Annotated in this window: 16 protein-coding genes and 2 pseudogenes; 10 read left to right on the top strand and 8 right to left on the bottom strand. The window is 67.3% G+C overall.

Features of this window, described 5'->3' with window-relative positions; genetic code table 11:
* Positions 1 to 22: 22 nt before the first annotated feature.
* Positions 23 to 1,636 carry a tannase/feruloyl esterase family alpha/beta hydrolase gene (locus EV647_RS16190; protein WP_134003503.1) on the bottom strand — a complete coding sequence of 538 codons (1,614 nt, stop codon included), beginning with the start codon at positions 1,634 to 1,636 and terminating at the stop codon, positions 23 to 25.
* Between the two features lie 249 nt (positions 1,637 to 1,885).
* Between EV647_RS16190 and EV647_RS16185 the strand changes: the two genes are divergently transcribed.
* Positions 1,886 to 4,642: a LuxR family transcriptional regulator gene (locus EV647_RS16185; RefSeq protein WP_202876180.1), complete on the top strand. Its 2,757-nt coding sequence runs from the start codon at positions 1,886 to 1,888 to the stop codon at positions 4,640 to 4,642.
* A 17-nt stretch (positions 4,643 to 4,659) separates the two neighbouring features.
* On the opposite strand, the gene EV647_RS16180 is transcribed toward EV647_RS16185, so the two are convergent.
* Complete coding sequence (locus EV647_RS16180) at positions 4,660 to 5,478, bottom strand: alpha/beta hydrolase (protein WP_134003501.1); 819 nt, start codon at positions 5,476 to 5,478, stop codon at positions 4,660 to 4,662.
* 232 nt (positions 5,479 to 5,710) lie between these two features.
* Here EV647_RS16180 and EV647_RS16175 point away from each other — a divergent pair, with 232 nt between their 5' ends.
* Positions 5,711 to 6,766, top strand: a complete 1,056-nt coding sequence (locus tag EV647_RS16175) for an alpha/beta fold hydrolase (protein ID WP_134003499.1) — start codon at positions 5,711 to 5,713, stop codon at positions 6,764 to 6,766.
* Positions 6,767 to 6,781: 15 nt separating this feature from the next.
* On the opposite strand, the gene EV647_RS16170 is transcribed toward EV647_RS16175, so the two are convergent.
* Positions 6,782 to 7,324 carry a TetR/AcrR family transcriptional regulator gene (locus EV647_RS16170; RefSeq protein WP_134003497.1) on the bottom strand — a complete coding sequence of 181 codons (543 nt, stop codon included), beginning with the start codon at positions 7,322 to 7,324 and terminating at the stop codon, positions 6,782 to 6,784.
* Between the two features lie 115 nt (positions 7,325 to 7,439).
* On the opposite strand from EV647_RS16170, the gene EV647_RS16165 reads away from it, so the two are divergent.
* From EV647_RS16165 to EV647_RS16155, 3 genes are read left to right on the top strand one after another with little or no spacing between them, the layout of a single operon-like run.
* The gene (locus EV647_RS16165) at positions 7,440 to 8,288 is read left to right on the top strand and encodes an SDR family NAD(P)-dependent oxidoreductase (RefSeq protein ID WP_134003495.1); all 849 of its coding nucleotides are present in this window, start codon (positions 7,440 to 7,442) and stop codon (positions 8,286 to 8,288) included.
* Positions 8,289 to 8,347: 59 nt separating this feature from the next.
* Positions 8,348 to 9,175 carry an oxidoreductase gene (locus tag EV647_RS16160; protein WP_134003493.1) on the top strand — a complete coding sequence of 276 codons (828 nt, stop codon included), beginning with the start codon at positions 8,348 to 8,350 and terminating at the stop codon, positions 9,173 to 9,175.
* 58 nt (positions 9,176 to 9,233) lie between these two features.
* The gene (locus EV647_RS16155; protein ID WP_202876179.1) at positions 9,234 to 10,694 is read left to right on the top strand and encodes an MFS transporter; all 1,461 of its coding nucleotides are present in this window, start codon (positions 9,234 to 9,236) and stop codon (positions 10,692 to 10,694) included.
* A gap of 75 nt (positions 10,695 to 10,769) precedes the next feature.
* Here the strand turns inward: EV647_RS16155 and EV647_RS16150 are convergent, their stop codons facing one another.
* Positions 10,770 to 11,339 carry a TetR/AcrR family transcriptional regulator gene (locus EV647_RS16150; protein ID WP_202876178.1) on the bottom strand — a complete coding sequence of 190 codons (570 nt, stop codon included), beginning with the start codon at positions 11,337 to 11,339 and terminating at the stop codon, positions 10,770 to 10,772.
* 68 nt (positions 11,340 to 11,407) lie between these two features.
* Between EV647_RS16150 and EV647_RS16145 the strand changes: the two genes are divergently transcribed.
* Complete coding sequence (locus tag EV647_RS16145) at positions 11,408 to 12,208, top strand: SDR family NAD(P)-dependent oxidoreductase (RefSeq protein ID WP_134003491.1); 801 nt, start codon at positions 11,408 to 11,410, stop codon at positions 12,206 to 12,208.
* A gap of 815 nt (positions 12,209 to 13,023) precedes the next feature.
* On the top strand, positions 13,024 to 13,317 hold the full coding sequence (locus EV647_RS16140; RefSeq protein WP_134003489.1) for a hypothetical protein: 294 nt from the start codon (positions 13,024 to 13,026) through the stop codon (positions 13,315 to 13,317).
* A gap of 368 nt (positions 13,318 to 13,685) precedes the next feature.
* Here EV647_RS16140 and EV647_RS16135 read toward each other — a convergent pair whose 3' ends face one another.
* The 3 genes from EV647_RS16135 to EV647_RS16125 all read right to left on the bottom strand — a co-directional run bounded on the left by EV647_RS16135 (position 13,686) and on the right by EV647_RS16125 (position 19,219).
* Positions 13,686 to 14,624 (bottom strand): endonuclease/exonuclease/phosphatase family protein, encoded by a 939-nt coding sequence (locus EV647_RS16135; protein ID WP_166680341.1) that lies wholly within the window; start codon positions 14,622 to 14,624, stop codon positions 13,686 to 13,688.
* Positions 14,625 to 15,442: 818 nt separating this feature from the next.
* Complete coding sequence (locus EV647_RS42550; RefSeq protein ID WP_202876177.1) at positions 15,443 to 18,259, bottom strand: tyrosinase family protein; 2,817 nt, start codon at positions 18,257 to 18,259, stop codon at positions 15,443 to 15,445.
* 300 nt (positions 18,260 to 18,559) lie between these two features.
* On the bottom strand, positions 18,560 to 19,219 hold the full coding sequence (locus tag EV647_RS16125; RefSeq protein WP_134003485.1) for a hypothetical protein: 660 nt from the start codon (positions 19,217 to 19,219) through the stop codon (positions 18,560 to 18,562).
* A 556-nt stretch (positions 19,220 to 19,775) separates the two neighbouring features.
* On the opposite strand from EV647_RS16125, the pseudogene EV647_RS43715 reads away from it, so the two are divergent.
* Together EV647_RS43715 and EV647_RS43015 are read left to right on the top strand one after the other, a co-directional pair.
* Positions 19,776 to 19,895: pseudogene (locus tag EV647_RS43715) on the top strand (SIMPL domain-containing protein); the annotation flags it as partial.
* Positions 19,896 to 19,977: 82 nt separating this feature from the next.
* On the top strand, positions 19,978 to 20,373 hold the full coding sequence (locus EV647_RS43015; protein ID WP_255517906.1) for an SIMPL domain-containing protein: 396 nt from the start codon (positions 19,978 to 19,980) through the stop codon (positions 20,371 to 20,373).
* Here the strand turns inward: EV647_RS43015 and EV647_RS43010 are convergent.
* A pseudogene (locus EV647_RS43010) lies at positions 20,374 to 20,661 on the bottom strand (TraR/DksA family transcriptional regulator); the annotation flags it as partial.
* Positions 20,662 to 20,678: 17 nt separating this feature from the next.
* Between EV647_RS43010 and EV647_RS43390 the strand changes: the two are divergent.
* On the top strand, positions 20,679 to 20,804 hold the full coding sequence (locus tag EV647_RS43390) for a hypothetical protein (protein ID WP_255517905.1): 126 nt from the start codon (positions 20,679 to 20,681) through the stop codon (positions 20,802 to 20,804).
* Positions 20,805 to 20,853: the final 49 nt, after the last annotated feature.

Genomic DNA, 20,853 nt, shown 5'->3' with positions numbered 1-20,853 from the left:
TCGTGTGGGTGGGATGGGTAGGTCAGTGGTGGCTGGGTGAGACGCAGCGGAAGCTGCTGGCGGCGGCCGGGTCACCGTGGCCGATGTAGCGGGACACCAAGGGGTAGCGGCACAGGTCACGGGTGACCATCTCGCCCGAGGCGTTGGTGAGAGTGGCTGCCAGCGTGCTAGGCGCCTTGCCCTGCTCGACCCAGGTAGTCAGCGCAGCCAGGTCGTTGCTGCTGCCCTTCAGCCCGCAGTGAACGGTGCCGGGGGCAATGAAAAGCCGGTAGAAGTCGTCGACCTGCCGGGCGCCGCCGAGTTTGTGCTCGACGCGTTCGCGGTAGTCGACGATGCCCTGGGTGGGGATGTACTGGTCGGCCGAGCCGTGCCAGGTCAGCAGTTTGCCGCCGGACTTGCGGAAGGCCGACAGATCCGGGTCGTCGGAGCCGATGAGCTTGTCGTACTCGGTCTGGGACTGCTCGAAGATCTGGGTGAACTGGCTGTAGGTGATCGTCGAGAGGTCGAAGGCGGGCTGCTTCTCGACGAACGTCGCCACCCAGATGGCCGGCACCGTGAACGGCTTGCCGAAGGCAGTCCCGTCCGGGTTGGTGCCCATGTCTGCCAGGCCGGTGAAGTCGGCTCCGACCGGCAGGCCGTACCAGAGCTTCTTGCCGGACGTCGTTCGTGGACCGTCCCAGATCTTGCGTACGACGTCCGCGACCGCGGCCGTGATGGTCAACTGCTTGCCGTCGCACTCGATCTTCGTGCCGATCAGCTTGCGGGCGTCGAAGGTGCACCGCTGCGGGTCGCTGATCAGGCCGTCCTTTGCGCCGTCCAGCGGATCGCAGACCTTGAGCGCGGCCTGGTTGAAAGCATCGAACTCACACTTGGTGGGGAAGGTCTTCTGCTGGTTCATCACGACCTGCGGCCAAAGGGTCGCCGGCTCGAACTCGTCCCAGTTGATCGCGGGCGCGTTGGCCAGAATGCCGTCATAGTCGTCGGGGTGGCGCTGCGCCTCCTGGTAGCCCTCACGCCCACCGGTCGAGCAGCCGTTGAAGTACGCGTACGAGGCCGCCGTGCCGTAGACCGTTTGCACGAGCTGCTTGCCGACGATCGCCGCTTCGTGGTGGGAGCGGTCAGCGAGGTTCTTCAGCAGCGCGGTGTTGATCTTGCCGGAGCTGCTGAGGGCCCAGCTCGTGTCGACGACATCGCCGATGCCGGCGTCTGTGGTTGCGGCGGCGTAGCCCTGCTTCACTGCCGTGGCCAGCCCGGTGCCGTTGTCCCCGGCGGCGTAGGCGCTGCCACCCAGCGCCTGGAATCGGCCGTTCCAGCCGGTCTGCGGCAGCCAGACCTGCACCTTGGCGTGGTCGCCGTCACCCGGGTGGGTCAGGGTGACCGTCACGCTGCAGAACGCCGGGACACCCTCGACATCGCCGCCCAGGTACCCGGTCCCGTGAATCGTCCCGCCGGGGTTGAGCTCGTGGGTCACGGACTCGACGGCCGTGCCTGCCGGTGTCTGCACCGGAACGGCCGGGCAGGGCGAGCCGGCCGGGTCCGCGACCGCGGCGTCCGCGGCGCCGCCCGGCAGCAGGAACGCCGCCAGTGCCAACGGCACACCGGCCGCGAGGACCGCGGTCACAATTCGTCGTTTCATGACAGACCTTTCGTGATGGAATGCGCCAGGAAGTGGCGACTTGTCCGGGCCTCACCGAAGCGGCCGAGACATCCATAACCTTTGCCGTCGGCCACGACCGGCACATCAGTCACTTGACGGTCAGCCGTCATGCCGTCAACCGAGAGTCACGGGCTGAGGCAATTATTCAGACAACTGCTACAGTAATGTGGCACTGGTTGAAGTGCGGCAGAGCCCGGCCCGGGTCTGCGGTGAAAGGAGTGAGGCGCCGTGGAATCACTCGCCACAACGATGATCGGCCGCGACAGCGAGTGGGGCCGGCTGTCGGCGATCGTGACGGCTGCCGGTGGTCAGGCTGCCGTGCTCAGGGGCGAGGCGGGCGTCGGGAAGAGCGCGATGCTCGACCGTGCCGCCGCGCTGGCAGGAAGCGAGGGGCATCACGTTGTGCGGGCCGCCGGGGTCGAGGCGGAGTCCGAGCTGCCCTACGCAGGTCTGCACCAGTTCCTCTATCCCCTGCTCCCGCACATCGACCGGCTGGGCGAAGGGCCGCGGGCCGCCTTCGACGCCGTCTTCGGGCAGAGCAAGGCAGACCCACCGTCGGTGATGTCGCTCGGCATCGCAGTACTGGGGTTGCTGTCCCTCGCCGCCTCGGAGAAGCCACAGCTGCTGCTGCTCGACGACGGCCATTGGCTGGACGAGCCGAGCGCGGAGGTCTGCGGATTCGTCGGACGTCGACTCGCCGGCACCCCGGTGAAGCTGGTGATCGCACTGCGGACCGAGGTCGCGTCGCCGTTCGACAGCGCCGCACTCGAGGAGATCTCGGTGCCCGCGCTGGGTGCGGAGGCAGCGGCCAGGCTGCTCGATGAGCGTCACCCCGAGCTGGACAGCCGGGTCCGCGACCTGATCCTCGACCAGGCCCGGGGCAATCCGCTGGCCCTGCTCGAACTGCCCGTGCACGTCGGCGACGGTCAGCAGGACCGCGCCGCCGACGAGTTCCTCGGCTATCAAGGAACCCTGCCCCGGCGCCTCCAGCACCTCTACGGCACCCGGATCGAGACGCTCGGCGAGGCCGTACGCCGGGAGCTTCTGCTCGGAGCGCTGGATGGTGCCGGTGCCGGACCGGCCGCTGGTCAGGTACGGGGCCTGCGCTACCGCATGCGCGATGCGGACGAGGCGGTCGCCTGTGGTCTGCTGGCCGTCGATCCAGCCAGTGGCGAGGTCGTCTTCCGGCATCCTCTGGTCCGATCCGCCGTCGTCCAGTTAGCCACCCCCAACCAGCGCCGCGCGGCGCATGCGTTGCTCGCGGAGCTGCATCGGGAGAATGTCGAGCGCCGTGCCACGCATCTGGCGGTGGCCGCGGTCGACCCTGATGAGGAGGTCGCCGCAGTGCTGGAGGCCGCGGCGACATCCGCGACCCGACGTGGTGGAGCGGTGAGCGCCGTGGCCTGGATGACCCGGGCCGCGGAGCTGAGCGAGAACCACGAGGACCGCTCCCGGCGGCTCGGTAACGCCGCGTTCATCGCGGGACAGACGGCCCGCCTCGACCAGGCGCAGCGACTCGTACTGTCCGATCTGACGCCCAGCGGCGGCGAGTCCCCGGCCTCAGTGGTCGCTTCTTCCTACCTGGCGCTCTACCAGGACGGCGATGTGCGTTCCTCCCAGCGCCAGGTCATGACGGCGATCGAAAGCATCCGGCGAGACGGGCCGACGAAGTCGACCGACGTGCTCACCCGGCTGGTGAATCTGCTGCTCGCCATCAACCAGTACGAGAGCGCCGGCACCTCATGGGAACAGACCCACCGGCTGCTCGATGCGCTGGGCGATCTGGTCCCCGAGCGTTCGCGCATCTACGGCTGCGCCTGGAGTGACGTGATCCGTCACGGAGCCGGCCTGCCGGAACGGATAGAGCAGGCCTTCACCGACCAGTCCGGTCTGGAGCCGTGGGAACTCACCCGGCTGGCCGTCGCCGCCTACCACGTCGACATGCTGAGCAGCTACCGCCCGTACCTGCAGCGCACGGTGGACCGAGAGGTCGAGACAGGGGCTGTCGCGAATGGCATGACTATGTTGCACCTGATCATGCTCGATCAGATCGCCAGGGGCGAATGGGAAGAGGCAGAACGAACCGGTCAGCGTGGGCTGGAACTCACCAGCAGGCACGGCTACGCGTTGTTCGCCCACCACAGTCGTGCGTACCTGGCCCTGCTGGCCGCCATGCGTGGCCAGCTGGATCGCGCTCGAGAACTGCAGGCGACCGTCGACTCCTGGGCCCGCCCGCGGGGCATCGGCTTCCTCAGTCAGATCGCCGATGCCGCCGGCGCTGCTGCTGGGCTGAGCGAGGGCGACTACGAAGCCGCCTACCTGCACGCCGTCGGCATCACCACGCCGGGCAAGTTCCAGCCGTACGCACATCAGGCCGCGCGCACCCTGCTCGACCTGGTAGAGGCTGCGGTACACACCGGCCGCTCGGAACAGGCCCGCCACCATGCAGTGGCGGCACGGAACGCGGGGCTGCCGGACCTCTCCCCTCGGCTTGCGCTGATCACCTATGGCGCACTAGCGATGACAGCGACCAACGAGAAGGAGGCCGCCGAGATGTACGCCAGTGCCGAGGCTCATCCGGCCGCGTCGAGCTTTCCCTTCGAACTGGCACGCATCCAGCTCGCGCACGGCACCCGGCTGCGGCATACCCAAGGCCCCAGGGCTGCATGGGATCTACTGTCCCGCGCTGCGGAATCGTTCGAACGGCTCGGTGCCGCGACCTGGGCCGAGCGGGCCATGACCGAGTTGCGGACCTCGGGGGTGACCGCCTCGAGCGCAGTACCGAGCCTGGGGGCGTTGACCTGGCAGGAGCGCCGCATCGCCGATCTTGCCGCAAGCGGCTTGACCAACAAGGAGATCGGCGAGCGGCTGCACCTGTCCCCACGCACCGTCAGCTCTCACTTGTACCGGGTGTTCCCCAAGCTAGGCATCACTGCACGCGCCGGGCTGCGCGACGCTCTGGCCAGGACGCGCGACCTGTCCTAGGTGTGATCGGTACCCGGTCAGTCCGCCGGCAGCTCGGGGCGGATGCCATGGTCCGCTAGCCAACAGAGGACGTAGTCGGCAACCGCGTGCCAGCCGCTGTCGACCACCAACGAGTGGCCGCGGTCCGCGAACTGCTTCAGGTTGCTCACGGCAACGGAATCGCCGTACAGCTTGTACACCGCGCGAGTCACCGAATCGGCGACGATCCGATCCTCCTGCCCCGAGATCAGCAGCAGCGGGCCCCGCACTGTGTTGCCGATATCCGCAGTGGCCCGGGCGGCGTTGCGGCCGCGGAGATCGGTGATCAGCCGACGCGGTGAACTGACGGCGTACCGCTCGAAGATCAGCGCGGATTCTTCCGCGCTCACGGCGCTTGCGAAGACCTGCCGGAACTGGTGGTCCGGCAGCGGCACGAGACCGTCTTCGCCGAGTTCTTCGTCACCGCTCAGGGCATCAAGACCGGTCTTCGAGTACGTCGGCGGCAGGTCGTTGAGCGGAAGATCGTCGAGCGGAAGGGGTGCGATCGCGACCGCGGCCCGGCCGAGATTCGTGCCGATGAGGTGCTGCGCGATGAGCCCGCCCACCGAGTGCCCGATCAGCACCGGTGGATGGTCGAACGACCGGACGATGCGCTCATAGTGGTCGGTCAGCGCGTCGAGTCCGAGCCCCCGAAGCCAGCCGGACTCGCGCCGTGCCTCGCCAACGGTGACCGGCTCCGCCGGCCAGCCCGGTGCGGACACCTCGAACCCCTGGTCGGTCAGCAACGCGGCCCACGAATCCCACGACGACCGGTGCAGCCAGGCGCCGTGGATGAGGACGACGGGAGTGCGGTTCACAGCTGAGGCCTCCGAGGGGGTGGGTGCCCTGTGCCGACCGGCCGGGCCCAATCAAGGATCGCGCAGGCTCCCCATCACGGAAACAGTCGAATGACTCAGAGTCGCCGCGCGGCAACCGACGGCCTTGCGTCACAGGTCACCGTCATGTGACGGATGCGGCCCCTGTCCGGCGCGGACAGAGTGGGTGAGGCCAGCGCAGTACGACGGACAGCAGAGACCTGGAGGGTTTCCCATGATCAACAGACGCACCTTCGGCAAGGCGATCGGGATGGCCGCGGCCGCGATCCCGTTGACGAACGTAGTGGGGACGGCGGTCTCCTCGACCGTTCCGCAGCGGGGAACCGGCACGCCGACCGTACCGATGGTTGCCCCAGGCACCCATACCTCGTTCGCCAAGCTGAAGCACGTCAGGGCCGGGTTGCTGAACGTCGGCTACGCGGAGGCCGGGCCCGCGCACGGTCCCGTGGTGATCTGCCTGCACGGTTGGCCATACGACATCCACAGCTTCGTCGATGTCGCGCCACTGCTGGCGGCCCAACGGTACCGGGTGATCGTGCCGTACCTGCGCGGCCACGGCGAGACGAGGTTCCTGTCCGGCCGAACGTTCCGCAATGCGCAGCAGTCGGCGATCGCGCTCGACATCATCGCCTTGATGGACGCCTTGCGAATCGACAAAGCCGTACTGGCCGGCTTCGACTGGGGATCGCGCACCGCCGACATCATCGCGGCGCTGTGGCCCGAGCGGGTCAAGGCGCTGGTCTCGGTCAGCGGCTACCTGATCACCAACGTCGAGGCTCAGCAGACCCCGTTGATGCCCACAGCCGAGCACACCTGGTGGTACCAGTACTACTTCGCCACCGAGCGGGGCCGCACCGCGATGAACACCCCAGACCTGCGCCACGACCTGTGCCGGCTGGTGTGGGACATCGTCTCGCCGACCTGGGACTTCGACGACGCCACGTACGAGCGCACAGCGGCTGCCTTCGACAACCCTGACTATGCGGCGATCGTGATCCACAACTACCGGTGGCGCCTCGGCCTTGCCACCGGCGAACGACGCTACGACGCCTTGGAGAAGCGGCTCGCGGCCCGGCCGGTCATCACCGTGCCGACCGTCACTCTGGATCCCGAACGCGACCCGTTCACCGCACCCGGCGACGGCTCGACGTACCGCAACTTCTTCACCGGCCCGTACGTGCACAGAACCCTGCTGGGCATCGGCCATGATCTCCCGCAGGAGGCCCCCACCGCCTTCGCGCAGGCCGTCGTCGACGCGGACCATCTCTGACCGGCGATGCCGTTCTCAGGCCTGGCCGACTCCGTGCAGGAGGGCGTCGACCGCGAGGTCGGCCGCCTGGGCTGCCTTGATGTGGGGAACGTCTTCAGCAGCGACTCGGATGACTTGGCGCAGTAGCGCCTCGATCCAGCCGGCGGGCAGGTCGGCGCGGAACAGGCCTTCGTCGACAGCGCGGCCGATGAAGGCGTCGAGCCGTTTGCCGAGCAGTTCGCGCCGGGCCGCGGTCGTGGGGTCGGCGACCATCTGGTCGAAGGCCACCGGCCACTGACGGGTCGCGTCGATGATGCCTTCGACGTACCGGTGCAGCGCCACCGCCACGGGCGCCTCGGTCAGCCTGGCGCTCTCGAAGACGATGTCGACGGCGTCGTAGCGCGCCGCGTAGATCGCGGCGAGCAGCGCCTCCCTGGACTCGAACTGACGGTAGACGGTCCGGCGGTCCACTCCCGTCTCGGCCGCGATCTTCACCATGCTCGCGCCCGGATCGGCGGCCAGCACACGCGCGGCCGTGCTGAGGATCTTCTCGAGGTTCCGTACTGCGTCAGCTCTCACGGAACCAATCTATCGCGCGTGACAGAAATTTGCCGTGTGACCTCGCTCATGTGGTGATTTCTGCATTAACTGCTACATTCGTGTGACAGTAAACGATTGAAGGAGGCGGTAGACCATGAGCGCGTGGCTCATCACGGGAGCAGCGAGCGGCCTGGGGCACTCACTGGCGGAGGAGGTGCTCGGCCGCGGAGAGAACGTCGTTCTCACCTCGCGGCGGCTGGAACCGATGAACGACCTGGCGGCGAAGTACCCCGACAGTTCGCTGGTCCTCAGCCTCGACGTGACGAACGCCGACCAGCGGGCCGAGGTCGTGGCCCGCGCCGAGCGGCAGTTCGGCGGCATCGACGTCCTGGTGAACAACGCCGGCATCGACTTCGTCGGCGCGATCGAGGAGCAGGACGAGAGCGACTACCGAGCGGTCTTCGAGGTCAACTTCTTCGCCCCGCTCGCGCTGACCCGGCTGGTCCTTCCCGGGATGCGGGAACGCGACCGCGGCACGATCGTCAACATCTCCTCGATGGACGGCCTGGCCAGCCTGCCCGCCAACGGCCTGTACTCCGCGAGCAAGTTCGCCCTCGAAGGCCTGACCGAGGCGCTGTGGCAGGAGATCGAGCCGCTCGGCCTGCGGGCGATCGTGATCCAGCCCGGCTCCTTCCGGACCGGCATCGAGCAGCGCACCCTGGTGTCGGGTCAGCCGATCGACGCCTACGCGGCGACCGCGGGCGCCTTCCGCCAGATGATGGGCTCGCTGACGCCGGAGATGTTCCCCGGCGACCCGGCGCGAGCCGCGAAGGCCGTCTACGAGGTCGTCACCTCTGAGAACCCACCGCACTGGGTTCCGCTCGGCAGCGACGCCTACCGCCGGATCGGCGTGAAGCTCGAAGCCTTGCAGCGCGAGTTCGAGGCCGGCAAGGAACTGGCTCACTCCACCGACTACCCCGGCAGCGGCCCCGCGGTCCTCTGACACCAGCGATTCGACCGTCCGCCGCATCCACTTTCTCGACAAGTACTGGAGACATCATCATGAGTAAGACCTGGCTGATCACCGGAAGCTCGCGTGGCCTCGGCCGTGCGCTGACCAAGGCGGTGCTCGACAGCGGAGACCGCGTCCTGGCCACCGCCCGCCGGCTGGACCAGCTCGACGACCTGGTGAAGGAGTACGGCGACGCCATCCGCCCCTTCGCGCTCGACGTCACCGACGCCGCCGCCGCGCGATCCGCAGTACAGGCGGCGGTCGACACCTTCGGCGGCCTGGACGTCGTCGCGAACAACGCCGGCTACGCCAACAGCGCCCCGATCGAGGAGATGGCCGAGGACGACTTCCGCGCCCAGCTCGAGACCAACCTGTACGGCGTCGTCAACGTCACCAAGGCAGCTCTCCCGTTGTTCCGCAAGCAGCGCAGCGGCCACTTCCTGCAGTTCTCCTCCATCGGCGGCCGCGCCGGCGGAACGCCCGGGATGGGCGCGTACCAGACGGCGAAGTTCGCGGTCGAGGGCTTCTCCGAAGTACTGAACAACGAGGTCAAGCCGTTCGGCGTCAAGGTGACGATCATCGAGCCCGGCGGCTTCCGCACCGACTGGGGCGGCTCGTCGATGACGCTGCACCAGGTCGGCGACGACTACGACTCCACGGTCGGCCAGATCAACCGGTACCGCGCGGAGACCGACGGCACCCAGCCTGGCGATCCGGCCAAGGCGGCTCGGGCGATCGTCGGCATCGTCGCGACCGACGAGCCACCCCTGCGGCTCCTGCTCGGCAAGGACGCCTTCGAGCTGGCCGCCAAAGCCTCGACGTCCCGGGCCGACGAAGCCGCCCGCTGGGCCGACGTCACCACCTCCACCGATTTCTGAACCCACCCTGCTCACCCCGGAAAGGGGTGACTGCGAACCCCACGAAAGAAGCGTCAACATGTCCACGCCCGCCCCGCCCCGCGCCCGGTCCGTCGCACTCGCTCTCATCCTCGGTTGCCAGTTGATGATGGTGCTCGACACCTCGATCATCACCACCGCCCTTCCCCACGTGCAACGTGACTTCGGGTTCACCCAAGCCGGGTTGTCCTGGGTGCAGAACGCCTATGTCCTCGCCTTCGGCGGGCTGCTCCTGCTGGGTGCCCGGGCAGGCGACCTGCTCGGCCGCCGCCGGGTCTTCGTCGCCGGGGTCGCGCTGTTCACCGTCGCCTCCCTCGCCGCCGGGCTGGCACAGAGCGACGAGTGGCTGGTGATCGCCCGCGTCGGGCAGGGCATCGCCGCCTCGTTCGCCATCCCTTCCACGCTGGCCCTGTTGGTTGCCAACTACCCCGACCCGGCAGGCCGGACCCGCGCGATCGCCTTGTACAGCGCGGTGATCGGCGCCGGCGGCAGCGTCGGGATCGTCATCGGCGGTGTCTTCACCGACCTGCTGTCCTGGCGCTGGGGCATGCTCGTGAACGTCCCGATCGGAATCGCCATCGTGGCCCTCGCGTTCCGCTTCCTGCCCGAGACCGAGCGGCGGACCGGCACCTTCGACCTGGCCGGCGCTCTCACCTCCACGATCGGCATGAGTGCGCTCGTCTTCGGCTTCATCCAGGCGGCGGCCGCCGGCTGGGCCGACCCGGTGACCATCGGCTCCTTCGTACTCGCCGCGGTATTGCTGGTGGCCTTCGTGCTGATCGAGCGACGGGTGCCGCAGCCGATCACTCCCCTGCGGCTGTTCGCCAGCCTCGAGCGGTCCGGGGCCTACGCCGGACGCGTCTTGATCGTCGGCGCCACCTTCTCCACCTTCTACTTCCTCAGCCAGTACCTGCAAGGCGTCCTCGGCCTGAGCGCCTTGCAGACCGGTTTCGCCTACGTCCCGATCACCGGCATGTTCTTCGCGATGGTGTACGTCGTACGGCCGTTGGTGAACCTGCTCGGCCGGCCGATCCTGCTGGTCGCGTCGCTCGTCGTGGCGCTGGCCGGGATGATCTGGCTGGCCCAGATCGACGCCGGCTCGTCGTACTTCCCCGACGTCGTCCTGCCCCTGCTCGTCATCGGCGTCGGCCAAGGCATCGCCATCATCCTGATGACCCAGGCCGGCGTCTCCGATGTCGCGCCGCAGGACGCGGGCGCCGCCTCAGGCCTGGTCAATGTCGCCCACCAGCTCGGCGGCTCCCTCGGCATCGCCATCCTCACCATCGTCTTCGCCAAGGCCGCCGGAGACACCGACTCCCAGAACCCCGCTCAACTGGCGGCCGCCTTCCACGCCACCTTCACCGGCGCCGCGGTCTTCTTCGTCCTGGCCGTGATCCTGGCGGTAGTCGTACTCCTGGGCTCCCGGACCTCCGCGCGCCACAGCGCCGCAAACTCGCCGGCACCAGCGGTAGCCGGCAGCGCGCCCGTACAACGAGGCTGACGACGAACACCCGCTGAAGAACAGCAATGCCGGCTTGCTCAACCGGAACGCAGCCCAGGCATGCGCCGCTCCGTCTCACGGTTCGACGACGACGGCGAGCATCGCGCTCAGCCGGTCTGCGAGTTGATGCGGTTGGGCGTCGCGCAGTGCGGGAGTGGCGATCACCGAGCGCATGAGCCAGATGCCGGCGAGGACCGCCAGGCCGATCTCGGCTCGCTCCCGGGTGTCCGAGCCGGTGAGGGCGGCCTCGAACCGGGCACCGACATGGCGTTCGATTCCGGCCCTGACGATCTCGGCCGCGCGCGGATTGGCTGCGGACTTGAGCATGAGCTCGAATGGGCCGAGATGCTCAGCACCGATCGCGGTCCGGGCGACGAGCGCCTCGGCCATCGTCCGCGCCATGCCGACCGGCGCCTCGGCGTCCACCGGAACAACAGTCGGCGGCGCGAACACGACGTCGACAACCTCGGTGAACAGGCCTTCCTTGGACCCGAAGTACCGGTTCACCAGCATGGCCGTCACGCCGGCTTCCGCAGCGATCTCACGGACGCCCACCCCGTTGTACCCGTGCCGGGTGAACGCCGCGATCGAGGAGTCGAGGATCGCCTGACGGGTGGCGCCGGCGTTGCGTGATCTTTTTTCCATGAACCAAGTCTACGCGTGTATACTCGAATCCTAAGTCTACAGTCGTATACATACCGAAAGGCAGCACCATGGATCTGCAGTTGACGTCGCGGCGCGCACTGGTGACCGGCTCGACCTCCGGACTCGGCGAAGCGACCGTCCGGATGCTCGCCGCGGAGGGCGCGGCCGTGATCGTTCACGGGCGCAACCCCGAGCGGGCCCGGGTGATCACGGACCAGATCATCGCGGCCGGCGGTCGCGCCTCGGTCGCGGTGGGCGACCTGACCACCGACGCCGGAGCTGACACGGTCGCCGAGGCCGCTCTGGCCGGTGGACCGGTCGACATCCTGGTCAACAATGCCGGCGCGTACGAGCACCTGAACTGGAACGAGGCGACGTCGCAGGCGTGGGCCGTCACCTACGACCAGAACGTGATCTCCGGTGTCCGGATGATCCAGCGTCTGGTTCCGGCGATGCGCGAACGCGGCTGGGGCCGGGTGATCACCATCGGCGGAGGCCTCGGCGGGCAGCCGATGAACACCCACCCGCAGTACAACGCCACCCTCGCGGCCCGGCACAACCTGGCCGTCTCCCTCGCCCGCGAACTCAAAGGCACCGGCGTCACCTCGAACGTGGTCGCCCCCGGTGCGATTCTCGTCCCCGCCGTCCAGGAGTTGCTGACCGGCATCGCGGACGAGCGCGGCTGGGGCAGCACCTGGACCGAGATCGAGGCGAACTCCGTCCGCGAACTCGTCCCGAACGACGCCAATCGCTTCGGCCGCCCCGACGAGATCGCCGGAGCAGTGGCCTATCTGTGCGGCCCCCTCGCCGACTACATCAGCGGAGCATCTCTGCGCGTCGACGGCGGCACCGTCCGGGGCGTGCAGTGACGACAACCGCCTGAGATGAAGCAATCCGCTCCCCGGGGCACGGCGGCCAGGCTGCCTCGATCGTTGAGCCAGCCACGAATGCTTTGCACCGGCGTGCGAACCGCTGCCGACTTCGCGGTAGAACCTCAGCACTTCGGTCGGGGCGGGTGCCGAGAAGACAACTAGACGGCAGGGTTTGTAAATTTGCCCTGCCGTCTAGGGCGATCAAATTACAGCACGAAGCCTGGGGAATCTGCGTTTGGGCTTACACGCACGGCGTTCGCCACGTTTGGTCAGGTTGACGTCTGGATCGCGGTGACTGCCTACCTGCTCTGCGCGGCTGTGTCAGGCAGCGCCGCACGACTGACGGGGCTTGCGAGGATCAGCACGGCCAACCTCGGTTTTGCTGCCTTCATTCTCAACCCGCTCATGCCGGCCTTGGCTCATCGACCCCATGTTCCATCCGGCGGGTTGACGTCTCTGGTTTTGCCCCTCGGACCGGGTCTGCTGCTTCTTCTCATCAGCGCCGTGTCCGAGGTGTTCTGCTCGGTCTTCCCGGTGCACAAGTCGGAGAGAAAGGTGGCCGCTGACGCGATTGTGCCCCAAAGAGCGCTGCCCCCGATCTCAAGTCGGGGCAGCGTCCTGTCGGCTACTTGCACAGCCCCACCTGATCTGAAGGTGACCAGTTCGCACCCAGTGTTGAGAATCGATCGTTTCTCAACACCCCGGATCTTGACGCCGCGCGTAGCCGGAAGCACCGGACCCATGGTGTCGAGAAGCGTGTTGCGAACTCGGAGTGTCCAACAACCCCAGGACCCGCCCTTTTCCATGCTGTCATGGCTGTGACGGCCACCGAACTCGCCCACCGCCCCGCGCTGCTGGTCGATCCCGACGCCCTCGATGTCATCGGCGGAGGCACGCCGCTCGGCTACGCAGGCGTGCCCACCCGCGACCAGAACCTGCACCGCCAGTTCGACGCCCTCACCGCCACCGGCTGCAACAAGGCGATGGAATCAGCCGGTGTGCGGCACCTTCGACTGTCAGCGTCACACCGACGCCGTCAGAGCCACCCGCACAGCGGTGCGGCACCGTCGAGGAGCTGCGGGACCTGGCAGTCGAGTGGTGACTGACCTGCGCCTCATAGGACGGGACAGGCGCTTCGGATCTGAGTGCCGCGCAGTCCGGGCTCGGCATCGCAACTGTCAGCGGCGCGACGGACCTGTTCGCCAATGACGTGACGCCTGCCGACCTACAGGCGGATTTCATCTACCTGCGCGGCCTGATCTTCCCGGGCGATGACGTGGTCGTATTCGTCGGCCCCGAACTGGCTCGTCTCCACAGACAGCGCGTGGGTTGCGCGCCTGCAGGCGAAGCGCGGCGGGACGATCGCGCGTTAAGCCGCGCCGAACCAACAAGCCCCTGGCAGCCGATCAGACCAACCGCAGCAGCGGGTCAACCCAGTCCGTGCGAGTCGCCAGTGCTTCGTTTGCGTTAGATCTCAGATGTCGAAGTGGCCTACGACCGGTCGGTGATCTGAGGGTGGGTCTGTTCGCGGCGCCGTGTTGGGTTGGAGGCCGACGCTGGGCACGTCGAGTGGCACGGTCGCCGCGTCGGTGAGGTGACTGATCATGGCGTGCGAGACGAGGATGTGGTCGATGAGCTCGTGGCGGCCTTGGTTGATGCGGGAGTAGTCGTTGGGAGGGGTCATCTTGTAGCCGATGTCCCATAGCCGCTGAGGGTCGCCGTCGTCGGGGTGGTTGAACCCGCCTGTGCCGATTTGCGAGCCGGGTGGGCCGTAGAGCAGTTGGGTCGTCGCGGCGTCCATGGTGTCGTTGAGGTCGCCGCAGACCAGCAGTGGTTTGGCTTCCCAGGTGTCGGCTAGCGAGGCGGTGGCCCAGTCCCGGACGGCGGCAGCCTCGGCGGCGCGCCGGTCGAGGGCGTACACCCCGTAGCGCGCTCTCTCGGTCTCATCCTTGGTGTCGAATCGGTGACCGGGGAAGGTGAGCAGCTTCGATTTGAGGTGCGCGGTCAGCGCCCGGATCGTGGCACCGGCGGGGGTCGTGTAGGTGACTGCGAGCGCCCCGCGGCCCAGCTGGGTCATTGCGGTGCCGTGGTCGTCGACCGTCACCGGCGACAGTGCGGCCGGCAGGTCCACGACTTCTTGCACATCGGACAGGTCGCCGGGTGAGAGCCAGCCAACGCGGATCGTGTGAGGACTCTCGAAATGCGTCGAAAGCACTCCAGTCCAATTGCCGCCTAGTGCCGCCCGGAGAGCCTCGAACGAGGCTTCGTCGCCTATCTCCTGCAGCGCGAGCAGGTCCGGCGCGGCCGTTTCGATCACGTTCTTTAGCTCGGCCACCTTGACGTCATAGGCTGCACGGTCAGTGGGCTTCGGCGTGAAGAAGTTCTCCACGTTCCACGTCATGATGGTGAACACGGCATGCGCCGCCTCTCTGCGACCAATGCGTGGCCGCCCCAACATACGGAGCGGCGCGAGGAAGCAGTGATACATCGCGCTGTGGCTTCGAACTCCTCGCGGTCGCCCGGCCACCACGCGCGGACTGACATTCTCAACGAGTCCGCGGCCTGCTTACGAGTCTGGTGACAGCCTGACATGTGCTGGACGAGCGAGATGGATCTCCACCACGCCCGCTTGCTCGAGCACCACCGCAACCTACGCGGCCGTTGCGGGGTTCAGGGAACCTCTTGAGGTGTGCGTCGAGGGCGCCTTCAACCGCATCCGTCAAATACGACGTGCGATGTGCACCCACGACCGGCCGTCAGCAGGCCCGGACCTCCTCGACTGATCTCCAGGGCAGAGGGGTCCATGCCTCTTGCTGACCGCGAGCCGAGCATGCCGGTTACGACTTCCGGCAGGAGAACAGCGACCGTTCCGACAATGACGCCACGGACTCGTCGACGCACCGCGCCCGACAATGCCTGGCGCGCCGGTACGAGCCAGTCACGGCCACAACCGAGTTGGCACCTTCGGCGTGCGCAAGCACTCGACATCACCACCGGCACCCGTCATGGGATCGCTGGATGCCCGGCACCGCACGATCGGGCCTAAGCAGTTCCATGCCACGATCGAGCGCGAGGTGCCGGCCGGGTACGACTACAGCTCGAACCGACAACGTTGATTCGATCCTGGCGGAATCAGCCCTTAGTCCCCCGCATGCACCTAGAGACGTGCAGCGATGCTAGTCCCCAAAGACCACAGCCCCGTTGCCATCACCAACAGATTGGATAAGGCCGCTACTTTCGTGGCTCGACGGTCGCGACCGAGGTGTTCAGGAACCGAGTAAACGTTTCCAGCGTGCAACCTGCGTGCAGGCTGTCTGCCTCGACCTGATCGTGGTGATCGTGGTCGGCCTCCTCGTGTTCGTGCCCGCCGGAGATCGCGTCGTGCTCCGGGCAGTAAGAACCCTCGACATAGACCCCCAGGTGCCAGCCGCCGGCGGCTGGCCTCTCCTCGACATGGAAGTGTGGCGGACCGTCGCCGTGTTCGGAGACCAGAACCTCTTCGTCGATCACCTCGGTCAGTTCCGGCCGGTCGCGTTCGAGGAGCGCCAGCAGGATCGCGGTGTCGATCCGGCGCCGCGATCGCTTGTCGCCCGGAACGCGGTACGTCGCCCGACGTGGAACGTCCGCCGATCCGGTACCGCGGACGATCTCCGCGAGGTCGACCGCGGGACCGACGAGCCGTCCGAAGACCGCCGTACCGGCGACGCCGCCCGCGAGCGTATCTGCGGCGACGGAGACCTTGAACCCGTCCGCGCGATCCACGAGCTCGCGCTCGGGCGCCAGCTCCACGCGCAGCCGGCTCCGGGCGTAGATGTTGACTACGATGGCACACGCATCCGCGTCGTCGTTGTTCGTACCGGTCGCTCCGACGTCGAGGCGATGCCGAGCCGGCGAAGCAATCCCGCGCACCGGGCTCGTCTGGAGCTTCTGGTCGAGAATGCGCGCGTAGCGCGGCCCGCGGACCGGTCCGGCACTCACGGGGATCATCAACTCACCCGGCAGGAACATCGTCATCGCAGTCTCGTCGCGAGCGCGGTACGACACCATCAGCCGCCACAGCCCGACCCAGCACGGCGCGTCCGCGCTGTCGCGTTGCAGGACGAGAGTCAGCCGGCCATTCGACCGGTTGACCGTCACGTCAGGGTTACGGCAGCAGCCGCAACCGCCGCCATGGCCCGCGTGACCACTGTGCCGTTGTGACGTCCCGCCCGCTTCGTCGTGGCCGGATCCGTCGGCATAGACGATAGTGCCGTCCGGTGCCTGGAGATGGAACGACCAGTTCGGGTCGCTGAAGTCCATTCCCTGGGCGGTGATCAGGAAGACCTCCTCGCCGCTCGTCGCCCAGAACTCCAGATGGGTGTGCTCGCCCGCGTAGAGCTCGACGACCGGATCGAACACGGTGGTGAAGCCGATGGCACGAGCTAGCGCGTTCGAGTAGAACTTGTCGATCGTGCCCGCGTTCTCACCGTGGAAGACCTGGCTGAAGCCCAGCGACCGGCCCTTCGCGACCAGAGCAGCCAGCGTCGCATAGTCGACGTCCGCGGCCGTCCCGAAGCCCATCGCGAAAATGCCGGTACCGGCGAACGATCCATCGGGAATGGCGGACAGCGGTGATCCGGACGTCAGGATACCGTCGGTCAGCATCGCCAGGTAGCGCGGCTCGTCGGCCGGGGTCCAGCCTTCGGGCGGCTCGACGAGCGTGTCCTCCACATCCTGGAGAGCGTCGGCCAGCGGCGTACCTCCACCTGGCGTCATACCCGCGGCGGCCCCGTCGAACGTCGCCTTGCTGTACGACGTACCCGCCTTGACCAGACCGTACGGCGTTCCGGGAAAGACCGGGCTGAACTCGTTCGAGGCCAGCGAGCGAAACGTCTTGACCCCAGCGGTGACGTAGATCGCGCCGCTTTGCTGGACCGTCTCGGCATCCTGCAGGAAGGCCGAGACGCCACGCCGGGCTGCTTCCCACTTGGTGACCGTTCCGCTGCCCGTCATCGGGTCCGGAGTCAACGCGGCCATGCTGCCGGTACGGTCGAGGCCGATGCCGATCACCGCCAGCGTGTCGTAGGAATAACCGTAGGCTGCGCGGTAGTTCAAAGTGTCCTGGTTCCGCACTGTGCCGAGCGGGGAGGTGTCCGGCATGACGATCGTCGGGAACGAAGCGGTCGACGAATAGCCGGGAATGGCGCCGACCCAGGGATACATCGGGCTTGCCGGCCCGTGCTCGGGCTTGGCGCCGGCAGCCGGGTACTCGGTCGCGTGCCCGTCGGCCTGCCACATCGCCCACAGCCGGTCGATATTGCAGTGGTGCAGATAGAAGATGGGGTCGAACGGCGAGATCATCGGATTGCCCATGTGACCGCCGATGTAGCCGTGCATGCCGTTGTGGAGCTGGTTGCCGGACGGGACCGAGGTACCGAACTCGTCACGCCCGGATTCGAGCATGACCTGGAAGTTGCGGTAGCCGGTCTGCCCGAGCACCGTCCTGAGGTCCGCGACCGACGGCAGGCCTCCGAACCCACCCAGGTTGCGCTTGAGCCCGCCGGCCCCGGTTCCAAAGTCGGAATGCAGGCTCCAGCCATTCAGACCGGCCGGATACCAGGGCGGTAGCGGCGTCGGATTACCGACGGTGCCGGGCCGGTTCGGGGCGAAGTACCCGCTGCTGACGATCTGGGACCCGGCCGCGCCGTTCGGACCGAGGAACGAGTCGACGAGCAACGGAGTGGGATCGGTCCAGTCCCAGTACGGCAACATCACGCCGGGTACGTAGCTTTGCAGCTGGAGCTCGAACCGGTGCAGGAAATAGCGGTGCCAGCTGAGGAAGCTGTACGAGCCGGTACCACCGTGCCCGAAGTTCACCCCGACCGTCGCCCCGGGTGCGCGGCCCCGCTGGATCATCTGATGTACGGCGACATACTCGTCCCACCGGCTGTACTGCGCGGCCGCCGACGCGCCCAGGTTAACGATGTCGGCCTTCATCAGCACGCACGCCTTGACGAAGCCCTCTCGCTCGGCCGCAGTCAGAAACTTGGCGTTCTTACGGATACCCATGACATGCCCCCGGCTGGATCGGCAGGTTGCGAACCTCCCACACACCGACGGAGCATTCACGTCCGGCCGTTGATACACCGCTCGCCACCGGGGAGGAGGCGTTTCCATCGACCGACGATCCCGAATGATCGACGCCAACAAAGTTGCCGCGGTACGTGTTGCATCCCAGGACGACCGTCAAGAGCTGCCACGAACCCGAGCGCGCTCAGGGAGCAGGCCTTCTTCGTCCTGGCTCACCCCGGCGGAGCAGCTTTGCTGGATCGCTCGGCCACATGCTCTCGAACGCTCGCTTGCGTAGTTTCACGCGCATCCGCTGCGCGGCCGCGCGGAGGCCTCTCTGCAGAAGGCAGCCTGAAAGTCCGCGTAACCGCGCGAGTACTCGTTGGCGGCGGAACCTTGAGGCCACACGACCTCGAGACGACGGCGGGTACCGAGCGCAACTATCTCAGGCAGGCCGGCTTTGATCAGCTGGTGCGCGCGCTGCGCATCGTCGCTGCCGTAGACGGCGACTAGATCGGCTTTGTCCCTGAACGCTCGGTACAGCGGGAAGAGGCGCTGCAGGTCGTCCGGGGTGGGTACTCCGTTTTTAGGGCTGAATTCTTCTCCAACCTCGGCTGAGTAGGTGGCAAGTGCGGACAGGTAGTCTGCGTACACCTGACCGACCTTCTCTCTGGCCTCGCGATCGCGTTCTGCTTGCAACTGAAGAGTCACGCCCTGGCTGGCCGCATCTGCGCCGAGGTAGGCGCCACCTAGGGAACCGCCGACGCCGATCAGCGCTACGAACGCAGCTTCCGCCGCTAGCCGCCATCCACGGCCACGCTGCCGCGTCGGTTCCTGCGCATCAGCTGCGACCCGTTTGACCTCTGTGCGCAGCTGGGCATTCTCTTGCTGGGCCGCTTCTAGCTCAGCGCGCAGTTCGGCTACCTCGCGTCTACTGCGGAGCATAAAAGGCTTGACCATGCGTTCCTCCCGATAGACCCACCAGTAGATGATGCGCCTGTCCCTCTTCTGATACCGCCCGCCGCACCCGGGCGCGTTCTAGCGCTCCATCTCCTGCGGGCCGCGAACATTCATCTGTGCCCGTCGAATCAGCCAGCACCTGCGAGACGAGCGCGCCTTTCTCAAACCCCAAGTGGACCGCCGGGCGGCTGACCCGCGGTGCTACCAAGCCCTGTATGTCGTTTCAGCGGTGTCTCGGAATCACGGTTCTGAACCCGGCTTCTGGGACGCCCGCTGGCCCCCCGCCTCGCCACCTCCCGAAACTGTCCCAGTCGCACCGATGCAGTGCCGTCAGTTTTGACAGGGCTGGGGACATCGACGCGGTGGTGCCTACCGGAATCGAGTGGGGTACGCGCGTGTCCACCCGCAAGCAGGACCTCTACTGCCAGATCCACGCCCTGGCCTCCTGCCAACGCCGGCATCGAACCTCTGTCGCCAGTGGCACACTGCCGAGATGGACGCAGGGATAACAGTTGTGGGGTCGGGGTAGGCCAGTGCGCCGCCCGATGTGTTGCGGATGTCGTTCGCGGTCGGGTACAACGCCGACGACGTGGCGACCGCTGTCGCCGAGGTGTCCGAGCGTACCGATGCCGTCATGGCAGCTTTGCGGGCCGAACGCGTGGACACGTCCGCGATCAGGACCACCGAAGTCGAGGTCTCCCAGCACTACCGGGAGCCGGGGCGGCCGCAGATGTACGGCGCGGCGCATCTGCTTGACCGTGACGAGCCGGGACCTGCTCGGCTTCGGGCGGTTGCTCAACGTGGCTGTGGACGCGGCCGGAAACAGTCTCGACCTGCACGCGATCCGGTTCGACGTCGGGGACAAGGCCGCGCCGTTGACGAAGGCTCGGGCGTTGGCCTTTCGGCAGGCGCGGGAGAAGGCCGAGGAGTTGGCCGAACTGGCCGGGCGCAACCTCGGCGCGGTCACCGGGATCTCGGAGACCTACAGCCACCACGGCTTCCATGAACAGGCTCTGGGCGCCCAGGCCGGGTTCGAGTCCGAAATCCACATCACCCCCGGGGACACGAAGCTCGAGGTCTCCCTCGAGGTTCACTTCACGTGGACTGAGCTGGGCACAGGTGATGCAGGTGCGAGCAGCGGGTCTGGCTTGTAGGCGGGCTCGAGGGATGGGTTGGGCGCAGTGTTCGCACGTGCCGTAGGTGCCGACTGATAGTCGGTCGAATGCTGCGTCGATCTCCGCCAGCTGGTTCTGGACCTGTTGCACAAGCGACGTGACCTGGGATCTCTCGAAGGCGATCGTCGCGCCCTCGGGGTCGTGTTCGTCGTCGGCATTGGAGTCTCGTGAGGCGGCGACCACCTCGTGAAAGTCTCCTGTCAGGCTCGCCAGCCGTCGGAGCGCTTGTCGTCGTTGCGCCTCCAGCAGGTCGCGAGCCTCCTCCATTTGTCCATCGTGGCACGGTGTGCGTATCAACGGCGGTCGTGTTGACCGCCGTCGACGAGCTCGAGCTCCGTGCCGCCGACACCGGTGATGCCGCCGGAATCAGCGCCGGATCCGGGGCCCGGATCGAGGCGCGGGATAGCTGACGGAATCACAATTTCCGCAAGCTCTTCGGCGGCACCGACAGTTCGAGCG

It is taken from the genome of Kribbella sp. VKM Ac-2566 (assembly GCF_004366005.1).
GTDB classification, from domain to species: Bacteria; Actinomycetota; Actinomycetes; order Propionibacteriales; family Kribbellaceae; genus Kribbella; species Kribbella pratensis.
Note: the sequence above shows the minus strand (reverse complement) of the source record. Positions and strands in the feature narration are given on the sequence as shown.

Coding starts and splice junctions, on each gene's coding strand:
- EV647_RS16160 (WP_134003493.1), top strand. CDS start 8,348: ATGAGTAAGACCTGGCTGATCACCGGAAGCTCGCGTGGCCTCGGCCGT.
- EV647_RS16140 (WP_134003489.1), top strand. CDS start 13,024: ATGGCTGTGACGGCCACCGAACTCGCCCACCGCCCCGCGCTGCTGGTC.
- EV647_RS16190 (WP_134003503.1), bottom strand. CDS start 1,636: ATGAAACGACGAATTGTGACCGCGGTCCTCGCGGCCGGTGTGCCGTTG.
- EV647_RS16150 (WP_202876178.1), bottom strand. CDS start 11,339: ATGGAAAAAAGATCACGCAACGCCGGCGCCACCCGTCAGGCGATCCTC.
- EV647_RS16125 (WP_134003485.1), bottom strand. CDS start 19,219: ATGGTCAAGCCTTTTATGCTCCGCAGTAGACGCGAGGTAGCCGAACTG.
- EV647_RS16145 (WP_134003491.1), top strand. CDS start 11,408: ATGGATCTGCAGTTGACGTCGCGGCGCGCACTGGTGACCGGCTCGACC.
- EV647_RS16165 (WP_134003495.1), top strand. CDS start 7,440: ATGAGCGCGTGGCTCATCACGGGAGCAGCGAGCGGCCTGGGGCACTCA.
- EV647_RS16155 (WP_202876179.1), top strand. CDS start 9,234: ATGTCCACGCCCGCCCCGCCCCGCGCCCGGTCCGTCGCACTCGCTCTC.
- EV647_RS42550 (WP_202876177.1), bottom strand. CDS start 18,259: ATGGGTATCCGTAAGAACGCCAAGTTTCTGACTGCGGCCGAGCGAGAG.
- EV647_RS16175 (WP_134003499.1), top strand. CDS start 5,711: ATGATCAACAGACGCACCTTCGGCAAGGCGATCGGGATGGCCGCGGCC.